Source organism: Burkholderia paludis, from assembly GCF_000732615.1.
GTDB classification, from domain to species: domain Bacteria; phylum Pseudomonadota; class Gammaproteobacteria; order Burkholderiales; family Burkholderiaceae; genus Burkholderia; species Burkholderia paludis.
Map to the genome: position 1 here is coordinate 17,401 of NZ_JPGL01000026.1, position 14,317 is coordinate 31,717.

A 14,317-nucleotide genomic window follows, 5' to 3' on the forward strand; every position below is an offset into this window, starting at 1 on the left:
CGATTCACTTCACTCCAGCGAGGCGGCAACGAGTTCGGCCACGTCGAGCACGTCGGGGCGCGGGCCCACGACGCCTTCGAGCATCGCCGTGCAGTTCGGACAGGCCACCGCGACCACGTCGGCGCCGATCGTGCGCGCGTCGGCGATGCGGATGTCGGGAATGCGCTGCTTGCCGGGAATGTCGGTCAGCGGCGCACCGCCGCCACCGCCGCAGCAGCGGCCGCGCATGCCGTTGCGCTCCATCTCGACCACCTGGATGCCGATCGTCTTCAGCAGCTTGCGCGGCGCTTCCGTCTCGCCGTTGTAGCGGCCGAGATAGCACGGGTCGTGATACGTGGTGCGCTTCTCCCGCAGCGCCTCGACGGCCTTCGGTGCGATCTTGCCGCTGTCGGCCAGCTCGGCGAGATAGGTCGTGTGGTGCTTGACCGTCACCCGCAGCCCGAGTGCGCGGTATTCGTTGCGCAGGCTGTGCATCACGTGCGGGTCGGCCGTCACGATCTGCCGGTACGACAGCGTGTCGAGCGTGCCGATCAGGCGCCTCGCCATCTGCTGGAACGTCGCCTCGTCGCCGAGCCGGCGCGCGACGTCGCCCGTATCGGTTTCGGTCGAGCCGAGCACCGCGTAGTCGACGCCCGCCTTGTTCAGCACCTTGACGAATGCGCGCAGCGTGCGCTGGTAGCGCATGTCGAACGCGCCTTCGCCCGCCACGAACAGCACGTCGACCGGCTTGCCGGGCTGCGCGATGGGGGCGCTCAGGTCGACCGACCAGTCGTAGCGCGCGGCCGTGTCGTAGCCGCCCATCGTGCCCGTCTCGCGCAGGTTCGCGAGCACTTCCTGGCCCTTGCCCGGCACCGTGCCGTGCACGAGCGTGCGGTTGCGGCGCATGTCGACGATCGCGTCGACGTGCTCGATCAGCATCGGGCATTCCTGCACGCACGCGCGGCAGGTCGTGCACGACCACAGCGTCTGTTCCTCGATGAGACCCGACACGATCGGGCCGTTCGGCTCGCCGCCGTGGCGGCCGACCGCGAGACCCGGCGTCGGGCTGCCCGCGTACGCCGCATCGGTGCCGCCGGCCATCCCGACGACGAGATCCTGGATCAGCTTCTTCGGGTTCAGCGGCTGGCCCGACGCGAACGCGGGGCACGCGGCTTCGCACTTGCCGCACTGCACGCAGGCGTCGAAGCTCAGCAACTGGTTCCAGCGGAATTCGACCGGCTTCGCGACGCCGTATTCCTGATGCTCGATGTCCGGCAGCTTCAGCGCGGTCGGCGGCGTGGCCGTGCCGTTGCCGGTGAACGCGTCGCGCGTGGCCGCGAAACGTTCCTGGCGCGGGTGGAACGCAAGGTGCAGCAGGCCGGCGATCGCATGCTTCATCGGCCCGCCCTTCGCGGCGCCGACCGTCATCGTGAACGCGCCGACGCCGATCAGCAGCGCGCAGAGCACCGCGAACGCGCCCGACATCGCGCCGGCCGGCACCAGCATGAACAGCACGAGGCCGAGCGCGAACGAACCGAGCAGCCAGGGCAGCGTATTCCACGGGCCGCGCGACAGGCGGGCCGGCACGTCCTTCGCCGCGCGCCGGCGCCACACGAACACCGCGCCGACCAGCATCGCGAGCGCCGCGAGGAAGATCAGCTTGTCGAGCCACGGCGAGTAGATCGCGAGGCCGTAGTTGACGAACACCAGCGCGAGCGCGCCGATCGCGCCGCCGGCCGTTGCGACGTGCGTCTTCGCGATGTAAGGATCGCGGGCGACCACGTGGTGCAGGTCGACGAAGTAGCGCTTCGGAATCGCGAACAGGTTCGCGACGCCGAACGCGCCGGGCGCGGTGGCCCGGCCGAGCCGCCAGTACGACGAGCGCTTCGCGACCGCGAACGCGAGCCCCGCCACCGACAGCCACAACAACGCGGTAATGAGGAGGGACGGATTCATCGTTCAGAAGTCCTTGACGAGACGCAGCGAATCGTAGATCGCCCCGTGGACGTTGTGCATCGAGATGCAGTCGCCGACACGGAACAGCAGGAAGCGGCCGTTGCCGAGCTCCTCGGACAGGCACGGCTGCGGCTCGGCCGCGAACAGCGTATGCGGATCGATCTGGCCGCGGTTCAGCGATTCCGGCTTGAGCTTCCAGTACAGCGCGTCGTTCGGCGACGAACCGTTCTCGATCACCACCTGGTCGACGGCGCGCTCCTCCAGTTCTTCCGTGTATTCGTTGCGCAGCACGGCGATCTTCTTGCCGTCCTCTTCATAGACGCGATCGAGCATCGTGTTCGGCGTCGGGATCACGCCGAACGCGTACAGGCGGCGATAGAAGATCGGGAACGTCGTGCCGCCGCAATCGTCGGCCACCTTCACGTCCGGCGTGACGACCTCGACCTTCGAGCCGCGGCTCGCCATGAAATCGGCCACGCCCGCGCCGGCATGGGTGCTCACGCCGTCGAACAGCAGCACGTTCTGCTTCGGCTCGACCTTGCCGGTCAGGATGTCCCACGAGCTGACGGCCAGGCCCTCGGCCACGCCCCAGCCCGGCACCTGCCACGTGAAGCTCGACCCGCCCGTTGCAAGCACGACGATGTCCGGCTTCTCGGCCATGATCATCTTCTCGTCGGCGGCGACGCCGAGGCGCCGGTCGACGCCCAGGCGCTTCGTCTCCATGTCGAACCAGCGGATGATCCCCGACATCTGTTCGCGCTGCGGCGCCTTCGCGGCGATCATCACCTGCCCGCCCACTTCCGCGTTCTTCTCGAACAGCACGACGTCGTGGCCGCGCAGCTTCGCGACGCGCGCCGCCTCGAGGCCCGCCGGGCCCGCGCCGACCACCACGACCTTGCGCTTCGGGCCGCGCGACTTCTCGATGATGTGCGGCATCGTCGCTTCGCGCGACGTCGCGGCGTTCTGGATGCACAGCACGTCGAGGCCGTTGTACTGGCGGTCGATACAGTAGTTCGCGCCGACGCACTGCTTGATCTCGTCCTCGCGGCCGTCGCGGATCTTGATCACCATGTGCGGATCGGCGATCTGCGCGCGCGTCATGCCGACCAGGTCGATCATCCCGTTGGCGAGCAGGCGCTCGGCCTGGCCCGCGTCGCGGATGCTCTGCGCGTGCATCACCGGAATCTTGACGACCGACTTGATGCCGGCCGCGAGGTGCACGAACGGCTCCGGCGGCAGCGCCATCGGCGGCATGCAGTTGGCGATCGTGTTGTGCGTATCGCCGCCCGAACCGACCACGCTCAGGTAGTCGATCAGGCCCGTCTCCGACATCGCCTGCGCGATTTCCTTCAGCGCGTCGTGATCGAGGCCGTCCTCGTGGAATTCGTCGCCGCACATGCGCAGGCCGACGCAGAAATCCGCGCCGACCGCCTCGCGCACGGCCGTCAGCACCTCGATGCCGAAGCGCAGGCGGTTCTGCAGGCTGCCGCCCCATTCGTCGGTGCGGTGGTTCGAGCGCTTGCTCCAGAACTGGTCGATCAGGTGCTGGTGGGCGGCCGAGATTTCGATGCCGTCCATGCCGGCCGCCTTCACGCGCTTCGCGGCCGCCGCGAAATCGCCGATGATGCGGCGGATCTCCTCGATCTCGATGATCTTCGCATTGCCGCGGTGCACCGGTTCGCGCACGCCCGACGGCGACATCAGGTGCGGCCAGTGCTCGCCGTGGAACGACGAGCGGCGGCCCATGTGCGTCGCCTGGATCATGATCTTCGCGCCGTGCCGGTGCATCGTGTCGGCCAGGCGCGTGAGCGGATCGATGATCTTGTCGGTCGACAGGTTCACCGATTTCCACCAGCCTTGCGGGCTGTCGATCGACACCGGGCTCGAGCCGCCGCAGATCGCCAGGCCGACGCCGCCTTTCGCCTTCTCTTCGTAGTAGCGGATGTAACGGTCGCCCGGCAGGCCGCCCGGCTCGGCATACACCTCCGCGTGCGCGGTGCTGACGATCCGGTTGCGCAGCGTCAGCTGGTTCAGCTGCATGGGTTTGAACAGGTGGGGATAACGCATCGCTGGCGACCTCTGGCGTTCGAATGTCTCGTGTTGCGGGTGTGTGTCGTGTCGGCGTATCGCTGCGTCAGTGGGCGATCGGCGACACTTCGAAGACGCAGTGGTCGTGATGCTCGGCCGCGCACTGCACTTCCCTCGATTGCGCGCGCGGCGCGCCCTTGCCTTCCGGCGTCGTGTCGTTGACCCAGTCCATCGCGCCCGCGAACCAGCCGGCGAACATGTAGCAGAGCTTGCCTTCCTTGCCCGGCTGCTGCAGCACGAACGACGAGTGGCGCAGCTCGATCTTCGCGCGCGCACCGGCCGGATCGGCCTCGATGATCGAGAACAGGCCCCAGCCGCGCTGCGACAGGCGCTTCAGGTAGTGCTCGAACACGGCCATGCCGGTCAGGCCGTGCAGCTTCGCTTCCTTGTCGCACCAGTGGTACGCGGACTTGTAGCCGGCCTTGTAGAGAATGTCGGCATACGCGTCGACGCCGAGCGCTTCCTCGACGGCGACGTGGTTGTTCGTGAAGAAGTGGCGCGGCACATACAGCATCGGCAGCGCGTCGGTGGTCCAGACGCCGGTATCGGGATCGACGTTGATCGGCAGTTGCGGTTGCATCGTGGTGACTCCGTGAGGAAATTGGCCGCGCGGCTCGGGCGCAGGCGCGACATCGTCCGCGCGCCCGCGCGGCTGGCGCGGGCACGTCCGATTTTTCTTGTGTCGAATCGCTGGCGGTGAAGCGGTTGGCGGATGCGACGCTTACGCGCCCCACACGTCCTTGAACACGCGCACCCAGTTCTCGCCCATGATCTTGCGGATGCGCGACTCCTTCCAGCCGTGGCGCTCCATCGCGGCGGTCAGGTTCGGGAATTCGCCGATCGTGCGGATGCCGTCCGGGTTGATCACCTTGCCGAAGTTCGTCAGCTGGCGATAGCGGCCCTTGTCGTGCGTCAGCATGTCGAAGAATTCCTTCGCGAAATCCTGCGTGAAGTCGGTGCCGATGCCGACCGCGTCCTCGCCGATCAGGTTCACGACGTAGTCGATCGCCTCGATGTAGTCGTCGATATTCGCCTCGATCCCGCGCTTCAGGAACGGCGCGAACATCGTCACGCCGACGAAGCCGCCCGCATCGGCGATCTCCTTCAGCTGTTCGTCGCTCTTGTTGCGCGGGTGCTCCTTCAGGCCCGACGGCAGGCAGTGCGAATAGCACACCGGCTTCTTCGAGAACGCGATCGCTTCCGACGACGTATTGCCGCCCACGTGCGACAGGTCGACCATGATGCCGACGCGGTTCATCTCGGTGATCACTTCGCGGCCGAAGTCCGACAGCCCGCCGTCGCGTTCGTAGCAGCCGGTGCCGACCAGGTTCTGCGTGTTGTAGCAGAGCTGCACGACGCGCACGCCCATGTCGGCGAACGCTTCGATATAGCCGAGGTTGTCCTCGAACGCGTGCGCGTTCTGGAAGCCGAGGATGATCCCGGTCCTGCCTTCCTTCTTCGCGCGGAAGATGTCTTCCGTCGTGCGTACCAGCGTCAGCAGCTCGCCGTTGTCGCGGATCTTCTTCTTCATCACGCCGATGTTGTCGACGGTCTTGGTGAAGTTCTCCCACACCGACACCGTGCAGTTCGCGGCTGTGATGCCGCCGAGGCGCATGTCCTCGAACACGGGTTTCTCGAACTTCGAGATGTTCAGGCCGTCGATGATGATGCTGTCTTGATGCAGCGTGCTCATGGGGTGCTCCAGTATTGTCGGGTCGGTCGGATCAATAGATCGGGAAGCGTTCGCACAACGCGAAGATTTCCCGGCGCACGCGCTGCTCCGTCGCGTGGTCGCCTTCCGGGTTCGCGCGCAGCGCGTCGAACACTTCCAGGATCAGGCGGCCCACTTCGCGGAATTCCGCCACGCCGAAGCCGCGCGTCGTGCCGGCCGGCGTACCGAGGCGGATGCCGGACGTGACGGTCGGCTTCTCGGTGTCGAACGGAATGCCGTTCTTGTTGCAGGTGATGCCCGCGCGCTCCAGCGCCTGCTCGACCGGCGCGCCCTTCAGGCCCTTCGGGCGCAGGTCGACCAGCAGCAGGTGGTTGTCGGTGCCGCCCGTGACGAGATCGACGCCGCCGGCCTTCAGCACTTCGCCGAGCGCCTGCGCGTTCGCGAGCACGTTGTCGATGTAGGTCTTGAAGTCCGCATGCAGCACCTCGCCGAACGCGACGGCCTTGCCGGCGATCACGTGCATCAGCGGGCCGCCCTGCAAGCCGGGGAACACGGCCGAGTTGATCTTCTTCGCGATCTCCTCGTCGTTGGTCAGCACGAAGCCGCCGCGCGGGCCGCGCAGCGTCTTGTGAGTGGTCGACGTGACGACGTGCGCATGGTCGACCGGGTTCGCGTGGCGGCCCGCGGCGATCACGCCGGCGATGTGCGCCATGTCGACCATCAGCTTCGCGCCGACGCTGTCGGCAATCTTGCGGAAGCGCGCGAAATCGAGCGCGCGCGGGTATGCCGAGAAGCCGGCGATGATCAGGTTCGGCTTGTGCTGGTGCGCGAGTTCCTCGACCTGGTCGTAGTCGATCAGCAGCGTGTCGCGGTTCACGCCGTACTGGACCGCGTTGAACCACTTGCCCGACAGCGCCGGCTTCGCGCCGTGCGTCAGGTGGCCGCCCGCATCGAGCGACATGCCGAGCACCGTGTCGCCCGGCTTCGCCAGCGCGAGCATCACCGCGCCGTTCGCCTGCGCGCCCGAGTGCGGCTGCACGTTCGCGTAGCCGGCGTTGAAGATCTGCTTCACGCGGTCGATCGCGAGCGCCTCGACTTCGTCGGCGAATTCGCAGCCGCCGTAGTAGCGCTTGCCGGGATAGCCTTCCGCATACTTGTTGGTCAGCACCGAGCCCTGCGCCTCGAGCACGGCGCGCGACACGATGTTTTCCGACGCGATCAGCTCGACCTGCGACTGCTGACGCTCGAGTTCCTTCAGGATGGCGCTGCGTACCGGCGCGTCACGCTCGGCAAGGGGCTGCGAGAAGAAAGGCTGGGTGTTCGACATAGGGCGTCCGTGACGAAGAATAAAGGGCTGCAACCGAAGCTCGAGGCCCGCCCTGCCTGGGGTTTCCGTACGTCCCGTGCAAGGCTGCCGACGGCTCTATTCTTGTCGTTCGGATTTTCGGCGGATTGATGAATTTAGACGCGTTCTTTGCCTTTTCCGCCATGCGCGTCCGTTTTATACAAGTGACCGGTCGTGCTTTTCCAGACGACCGAGCAACCTGCCGCCGCCGGTTCATCCGTGAACAGGCACGCCGGCGGTGCGACTGCCGCCCGCTCGGGGTGCAGCGCGTCACGATTACGGTGCAGCGCAGCATGCGGCTTTCGGCCAGACAACGTATGGAGCTAGGGTTTAGCCGTATGGCACGCTTGTTGCGCTGGCTCACACAATACCGCTGCCCGATCCGTGCCTCCCGGGCGTAAAGCTATTAGAGATTCTAGGAACGCTCCCCATGTCGCCCGACCGCACAGCGTCGCTGTCCCACTTCGCGTTCATGCCGTTGCCGAATTTCACGATGATCGCGTTCACCAATGCGATCGAGGTGCTTCGGATGGCGAACTACCTGAGCGGCCAGCCGCTCTACCGCTGGTCGATCATCAGCCCGGAGGGCGGCCCGGTCACGGCGAGCAACGGCCTGACGGTCGACACGGGCCCGGCGGAATGCGTGGGGCAGCCGGACATCGTGTTCGTGTGCGGCGGCGTCGACGTGCAGCGCGCGACCACGCCGGCCCACCTGTCGACGCTGCGTCGCTTCGCGCGTGCGGGCATCCCGCTCGGCAGCCTGTGCACGGGCACCTATGCACTCGCGAAATCGGGGCTGCTCGCGGGCTACGCGTGCGCGATCCACTGGGAAAACATGTCGGCGCTGAAGGAGGAGTTTCCCGACACGCGCTTCCTGAAGGAACTGTTCGTGATCGACCGCGACCGCATCACGTGCACGGGGGGCGTCGCACCGCTCGACATGATGCTGAACCTGATCGCCGCGCGGGTGGGCACCGCGCGCGTCACGCAGATCGCCGAGCAGTTCATCGTCGAACACGTGCGCGACACGAGCGCGCAGCAACGCATGCCGCTCGTCGCGCGCCTCGGCTCGGCGAACAAGTCGCTGTTCGAAGTGATCTCGCTGATGGAGAACAACATCGAGGAGCCGCTGTCGCGCGAGGAGCTCGCACGACTCGCGAACATGTCGCAGCGGCAACTGCAACGCCTGTTCCGCGAGCATCTGGGGATGACGCCGACGCACTACTACCTGACGCTGCGGCTGCGCCGCGCGCGCGAACTGCTGCTGCAGACCGACATGTCGATCATGCACATCACGATGGCGTGCGGCTTCCAGTCGGCGTGCCACTTCAGCAAGAGCTATCGCGACGCGTTCGGCGTCGCACCGACCCGCGAACGCCGCAAGCAGGTCGCGCCGCTGGCGCAGGGCGCGGCGAGCAGCAGCCCGTCGTATCCAGCGCTGGCGATCCATGCGTGAAGCGCAATTCGTGCTCTCGTGAGAAAGCGACCTGCCGGGTCGCTTTTTTTTGCGTGGGCGATGGATTGCCGAGACTTTCTCGCAGGCACCCTCACCGGCAGATTCATTTTTCCAGACCGGACTTCATCGCGCGGCATGTAGCGATCGCGTGCCGTGCTGCCGTCGCCGGCGTGCATGCCCGACTCTTCGGCGCGTTCATTCCGTTCGTCCGGCTCTGACGGCTGGATTCCGGTGGAAGTCGTTCGCTGCTTGTCCTGATCCGCATTCACCGATGCGTTCGCGGCAAGCGGCGAGTTGATCCGGCGCAGCAACGAAAACGGGCGGCCCGTTTCCGGCGCCGCCCGTCCCGCATCTTGCGTATCGAACGCTAACGCATCACGCTGCCAGCAACCCGTGCGGGTCGATGACGAACTTGCGCGGCGCGCCGCCGTCGAACTTCTTGTAGCCCTCGGGCGCCTGGTCGAGCGAGATCACCTCGACGTTGACGATCTTCGCGATCGGCAGCCGGTCGAACAGGATCGCCTGCATCAGGTTGCGGTTGTACTTCAGCACCGGCGTCTGGCCCGTGAAGAACGAATGCGACTTCGCCCAGCCGAGGCCGAAACGGATGCTCAGGCTGCCGTGCTGCGCGGCCTTGTCCTTCGCGCCCGGATCGTCCGTCACGTACAGGCCCGGGATGCCGATCGCGCCGGCCGGTCGCGTGATTTCCATCAGCGAGTTCAGCACCGTGGCGGGCGCCTCCTCCGCGTGGCCCGACGAACCGTGGCCGTGCGCCTCGAAGCCGACGCAGTCGACCGCGCAGTCGATCTCGGGCACGCCGAGGATCTGCTCGATCTGTTCGCCGAGCGACGCATCCTTCGACAGGTCGACCGTCTCGAAGCCCATCGCCTTCGCATGCGCGAGGCGTTCGGCGTTCATGTCGCCGACGATCGTCACGGCCGCGCCGAGCAGGCGCGCCGACGCGGCCGCCGCCATCCCGACCGGGCCCGCGCCCGCGATATAGACCGTCGAGCCCGGCTTCACGCCCGCGCTCACCGCACCGTGATAGCCGGTCGGCAGGATGTCGGACAGGCAGGTCAGGTCGCGGATCTTCGCCATGGCCTGGTCGCGGTCCGGGAATTTCAGCAGGTTGAAATCCGCATACGGCACGAGCACGTACTCGGCCTGACCGCCGATCCAGCCACCCATGTCGACGTAACCGTATGCGCCGCCCGCGCGTGCCGGGTTCACGTTCAGGCACACGCCGGTATGCGTATCCTTGCACATCGCGCAGCGACCGCACGCGACGTTGAACGGCACCGACACGAGATCGCCGAGCTTCAGCGTCTCGACGTCGCGGCCGATCTCGACCACTTCGCCGGTGATCTCGTGACCGAGCACGAGGCCGACCGGCGCGGTCGTGCGGCCCCGCACCATGTGCTGGTCCGACCCGCAGATGTTCGTGCTCACCACTCTCAGGATCACGCCGTGGCCGATCGCGCGGCCGCTCGGGTCGACCATCTTCGGATAATCGATTTTCTGGACTTCGACCTGGCCCGGCCCAAGATAGACGACACCTCGATTGCTGCTCATCGTATTGTCTCCATGTCTCGTTGGATCGCGCGGCGGTGCGCCGGCCCATGCGGCGCACACGCAACGTGCTGTTCGAGAGTAGTCCGGGAGGCGGGGGCGCCGATGTCTCAAACGCGACACGCGCTTGAACGGCGCCGACATCGATGGCGGGAATGAGAAAGTCGGGTGGGCGGCGGGCAGGCTGCAAGGCTGAAAGGCGGGCACGCATCGCCGGACTTGCCGGCCCTGCCCCGTTCCGGTGGATGTCACCCGCCCTGATTCTCGCGAATGACCGCGGTAGCCGCCGCTTCCGCTTCGCTCGCCACCCCGTCATGCACGCGCGTGCTGACGGCCGGCGTCGGCGCCTCGCTGTCGAGCGCGTGGCCATTGCGGTCGTGCGTGTCGACCGTCGCGTGCATCGACAGCCCGACGCGCAACGGATGCGCGGCGAGATCGCGCGGATCGATCGCGATCACCACCGGCACGCGCTGCACGACCTTGATCCAGTTGCCGGCCGCATTCTGCGACGGCAGCATCGAGAACGCGCTGCCGGTGCCGGCCGAGAAGCCCTGCACGCGGCCGCGATAGGTCACGCGCGAGCCGTAAAGATCCGATGCGACCTCGACCGGCTGCCCGATGCGCATGTGGCGGATCTGCCCTTCCTTGAAATTCGCCTCGATCCACAGCCGGTCGAGTTGCACGATCGACATCAGCGGCACGCCGGGCCCGACCTGCTGGCCGGCCTGCACCGAGCGCTGACCAATCGTGCCGTCGACCGGCGCGACGATCGTCGTGCGCTTCAGGTTCCGGTACGCGAGCCTGAACTGCGCGGCGGCCTGCACGACGGCCGGGCTTTCGGCGACGGGCAGCTTGCTGCCGAGCGCGCGCGCCGCGTCGAGCTGCGCCTGCGCGGCCGCGAGATTCGCCTGTGCGCCGACGACCGCCGCGCGCGCCCTGGCCAGTTCCTCGGGCGCGACGATCTCGACCGATGCGCCCGAGCGTGCGGCGAGCGCGCGCTGCGCCAGCGACAGGTCGGCTTGCCGCGCGTTCACGGCCGCGACATACATCGCGTTCGATATCCTCGCGTTCGCGACCTGCCGCACGGCCTGCGCGAGCTGCGCCTTCGCCTGCGCGAACGCGACGGACGCCTCGGTGTCGTCGAGCTTCACGAGCGTCTGCCCGGCGCGCACGGCCTGCGTATCGGCGACTACCACGTCGGTCACGGCGCCCGGGATCTGCGCGGCGACCTGCACGATGCTGCCCGCGACGTACGCATCGTCGGTGTCCTCGTAGTAGCGGTCGCTCAGAAACCAGTAGGCGATCCACGCGAGCGCGGCCAGCAGCACGACCGCGAGGAACACGGTGAAGCGCTTGCGGCGGGTCGCCCGGCGCGCGTCGAGTGCGGGGTCGTTCAGCGCGGCCGGCGGCGCAGCGGTATGAAGGTTGTCGTGGTGCATCAGTCGCTTTGCGTAACGATCAGACGATCGTGCTGGAACAAGGGAATCGGCGGCATGACCGACTGGCTCGGCACCGGAATCGCGGCCGCCGTGCGGGCGAGAACGGGGGTGCCGCGAGGCGACGTGCCGGGAACCGGCGCGCTTGCCGTGGCGTCGCGCCGCACGGATCCGGCGCTCGCGGCGGCCACGGCCTGCGGCACCGGCCCGCCGCCCGCGTTCCCTTCGGCCGGCGGCTCCACCGGCGGCCGGCTCGCGGTCGCGGCCGTCGGCGCACGCGCGGCCAACGTCGCGGCCGGTTCGGGCGCGCCGGTCGACGCGCCACGCGCGGCCGCCCCGCTGCGCGCCCGATGCACGGCCGGCGCCTGCGCAACCGTCGTGCCCGCATCGAACCCGCCGCCCAGCGCGCCGATCAGCCCGACCCGCAGCGTCCGCTGCCGGCCGAGCAACGCGATCATCTGTGCACGCTCGTCGATCAGCGTGAGATCCGCGACGTCCACATCCTTCTGCATCAGCACGCCGCGCCGGTGACGGTCGGTTGCGATCTCCACGATCTTCTGCGCGGCGGCAACCGCCTCTTGCTGCTGCGCGACGAGCGTCTGCGACGTCCGCAGCGACGTGACGAGCTGCGCGACCTGCCCGAGCGCGTCGTCGACGGTCTTGTTGTACATCCCGATCGCCACGTCGGCCTGCGCGACGTCCGCGCCGAGCTTCGCCTTCAGCCGGCCCCGGTCGAATACCGGCAGCGAGATCGCCGGGCCGACCGAACCGGCGAGCGCATCGCGCGAGAACAGCGACGCGGGCGTCAATGCGAACACGCCGCCGAGCGCGACGAGATTCACGTCCGGATAGAACTGCGCACGCGTCGAGTCAGCATTCGCGAAGGCGGCTTCGACGCGCAGCCGCGCCGCGACGATGTCGGGCCGGCGGCCGAGCAAGCCCGCCGGCAGTCGCGCGGGCAGCCCGCCGCCCGCGAATGCGCCGACGCGCGGCCGCTGCAGCGCAAGCCCGCGCTCGGGGCCGCGGCCCGACAGCACGCCGAGCTGCAGTTGCGCGAGCTTGATCTGTTCGTCGGTCAGCGCGATCTGCGCGAGCAGCTTGCTGCGCCTGATCGACGCGTCGCTGGCGTCGTACGCGTTGTCGAGCCCGCGCGCGGTGCGCTCGCGCAGCACGGTCGTCACGCGCTGGCTGACCGTCAGCTTCTGCTGCAGCAGATCCTGCGTCGCATACGCCTGGTCGAGCTGGCAATACACGGTGACGATCGCGACCGCCAGCGTGAGCCGCACCTGCTCGGCTTCGACCCGCGCCGCCTCGCGCAGCGACATCAGGCTCTTCGTCGCGGCGCGGTTCTTGCCCCACAGGTCGAGCTGGTAGTTCAGCCCGACGAACACCGACGACGGCGATACGTTCGGATCGCCGAAGATCTCGACCGGCACGCGATAGCCGCCGACCGACACGTTGGCGACGTCGTCGCCCGGCTTCGGCATCCGCGCGCGGCTGACCGTCGCGCCGGCGGTGCCCGTCAGCCCCGTCAGCGAATCGAACTGCTGGAGCTGCGCCTGCGCGATCCGCAGCCGCGCCTGCGCGACCTGCAGGTCCGGGTTGTTCCGCGCCGCCTCGGTCACCAGCGTATCGAGCTGGGGATCCTGGAGCTGCTTCACCCAGTCGGGCGCGGGCCATGTGCCGTTCGCCGTGGGGCCGGCCGTGTGCGCGAGCGCATCGGCGGCCGGCGCGCGCAGCGCCGCCGAAGGCAGGAAACCCGACGGCACGCATCCGCCCAGCGCCAGCAACGCCGCCGCTACGGCGATCATCGGACCGCCCTTCCCGCCACGCGCCGGCCCCGCCGTTTTCTTCACACGCCGCATCGCGCCCCTCACCCCTGCTGAATGCGCTGCGCGCGCGCGGCCAGACGCGGCCTTGTGCGCTCGAGCGGGCCGAGCCGGCCGAACAGGCCGTCCGCGACACCGAACAGGATGCCGGCGAGCTTCGCGCGCTTGTCCCGTTCGACGAGCGCGATCTGCACGATCTGCCACAGCGTCAGCAGGTTCGGCACGATCGCCACCGGAAAGCGCAGCCCGTACTGCATCCCGAGCTGCACCGCGTTGCGCGCGCTGTAGTAGCGCCGTTGCCACGAGTGATTCATCGACGTCATTTCAAAAGGGCCGATCGCGTGGCGCTGCTTCGCGCCGATCCGGTGCGACAGCACCAGCGACGGCACGACATAGAGCGGCACGTTGCGCGACAGCGCGCGGAAGCTGTATTCGGTGTCGACGTGATCGATGAACAGCGTCTCGTCGAAGCGGCCGAGCACGCCGAACGCGTCGCGCGACACGACACAGCCCGACGAGATCAGGAACGCGCAGCGCTGCAGCGGCGCGCCCGGCTCGATGCGCAGGCGGCGCAGCCCGATCCCGTTGGTCGAGAGCTCGGGCAGGAAGCTGCGCGCGTTCTCGTCGAAGATGCGCGGGCCGGCCAGGAACGCACGCCCGGCGAGCCGCGCGCAGACATCGCGCATCGCCGGGAAATACGCGGCCGGCACCGTCGAATCCTGGTCGAACAGCGCGACGGCGTCGATGCGGTCGCGAAACAGCGCCGCGAGCCCCGCGTTGTACGCGCCCGCGATTCCGCCGCGATTGCCGTGATGCAGCAGCGCGATGCCTTCGCGCGCGCACAGCCCGCGCGCGCGCGCGTCGGGCTGCGGCGTGTTGTCGACGACGAGCAGCGCGTCGCTCGCGTGCCGCCATGCACGCAGTGCGTCGAGCTGTGCATCGCTCGGGTAATACAGGATCACGAGTGCGCCGAGTGTCGCCATGTTC

The 14,317-nt window shown here is 68.1% G+C and carries 10 protein-coding genes; 1 reads left to right on the forward strand and 9 read right to left on the reverse strand.

All coding sequences use genetic code 11. The features are described from left to right. Positions 1-9: 9 nt before the first annotated feature. From GQ56_RS0117440 to GQ56_RS0117460, 5 genes are all read right to left on the reverse strand, one after another. Entirely contained in the window at positions 10-1,935 is a 1,926-nt protein-coding gene (locus GQ56_RS0117440) for a (Fe-S)-binding protein (protein WP_031399879.1), read from the reverse strand. Between the two features lie 3 nt (positions 1,936-1,938). Then, positions 1,939-4,002, reverse strand: coding sequence for an NADH:flavin oxidoreductase (locus GQ56_RS0117445; RefSeq protein WP_031399880.1), 2,064 nt, complete (start codon positions 4,000-4,002; stop codon positions 1,939-1,941). 67 nt (positions 4,003-4,069) lie between these two features. After that, positions 4,070-4,603: a DUF5943 domain-containing protein gene (locus GQ56_RS0117450; RefSeq protein ID WP_031399881.1), complete on the reverse strand. Its 534-nt coding sequence runs from the start codon at positions 4,601-4,603 to the stop codon at positions 4,070-4,072. 141 nt (positions 4,604-4,744) lie between these two features. Continuing rightward, positions 4,745-5,716, reverse strand: a complete 972-nt coding sequence (locus GQ56_RS0117455; RefSeq protein WP_031399882.1) for a dipeptidase — start codon at positions 5,714-5,716, stop codon at positions 4,745-4,747. A 31-nt stretch (positions 5,717-5,747) separates the two neighbouring features. Continuing rightward, the gene (locus GQ56_RS0117460) at positions 5,748-7,022 is read right to left on the reverse strand and encodes a serine hydroxymethyltransferase (RefSeq protein ID WP_031399883.1); all 1,275 of its coding nucleotides are present in this window, start codon (positions 7,020-7,022) and stop codon (positions 5,748-5,750) included. A gap of 448 nt (positions 7,023-7,470) precedes the next feature. Here GQ56_RS0117460 and GQ56_RS0117465 point away from each other — a divergent pair, with 448 nt between their 5' ends. Further along, the gene (locus GQ56_RS0117465) at positions 7,471-8,496 is read left to right on the forward strand and encodes a GlxA family transcriptional regulator (RefSeq protein ID WP_031399884.1); all 1,026 of its coding nucleotides are present in this window, start codon (positions 7,471-7,473) and stop codon (positions 8,494-8,496) included. Positions 8,497-8,871: 375 nt separating this feature from the next. On the opposite strand, the gene fdhA is transcribed toward GQ56_RS0117465, so the two are convergent. The 4 genes from fdhA to GQ56_RS0117485 all read right to left on the reverse strand — a co-directional run bounded on the left by fdhA (position 8,872) and on the right by GQ56_RS0117485 (position 14,313). After that, positions 8,872-10,068 (reverse strand): formaldehyde dehydrogenase, glutathione-independent, encoded by a 1,197-nt coding sequence (fdhA, locus tag GQ56_RS0117470; RefSeq protein WP_031399885.1) that lies wholly within the window; start codon positions 10,066-10,068, stop codon positions 8,872-8,874. Positions 10,069-10,313: 245 nt separating this feature from the next. Continuing rightward, positions 10,314-11,504, reverse strand: a complete 1,191-nt coding sequence (locus GQ56_RS0117475) for an HlyD family secretion protein (RefSeq protein ID WP_031399886.1) — start codon at positions 11,502-11,504, stop codon at positions 10,314-10,316. Then, positions 11,504-13,366 carry an efflux transporter outer membrane subunit gene (locus GQ56_RS0117480; protein ID WP_031399887.1) on the reverse strand — a complete coding sequence of 621 codons (1,863 nt, stop codon included), beginning with the start codon at positions 13,364-13,366 and terminating at the stop codon, positions 11,504-11,506. The genes GQ56_RS0117475 and GQ56_RS0117480 overlap by 1 nt, the downstream gene beginning before the upstream one ends. Positions 13,367-13,374: 8 nt before the next feature. After that, positions 13,375-14,313, reverse strand: a complete 939-nt coding sequence (locus GQ56_RS0117485) for a glycosyltransferase family 2 protein (protein WP_031399888.1) — start codon at positions 14,311-14,313, stop codon at positions 13,375-13,377. Positions 14,314-14,317: the final 4 nt, after the last annotated feature.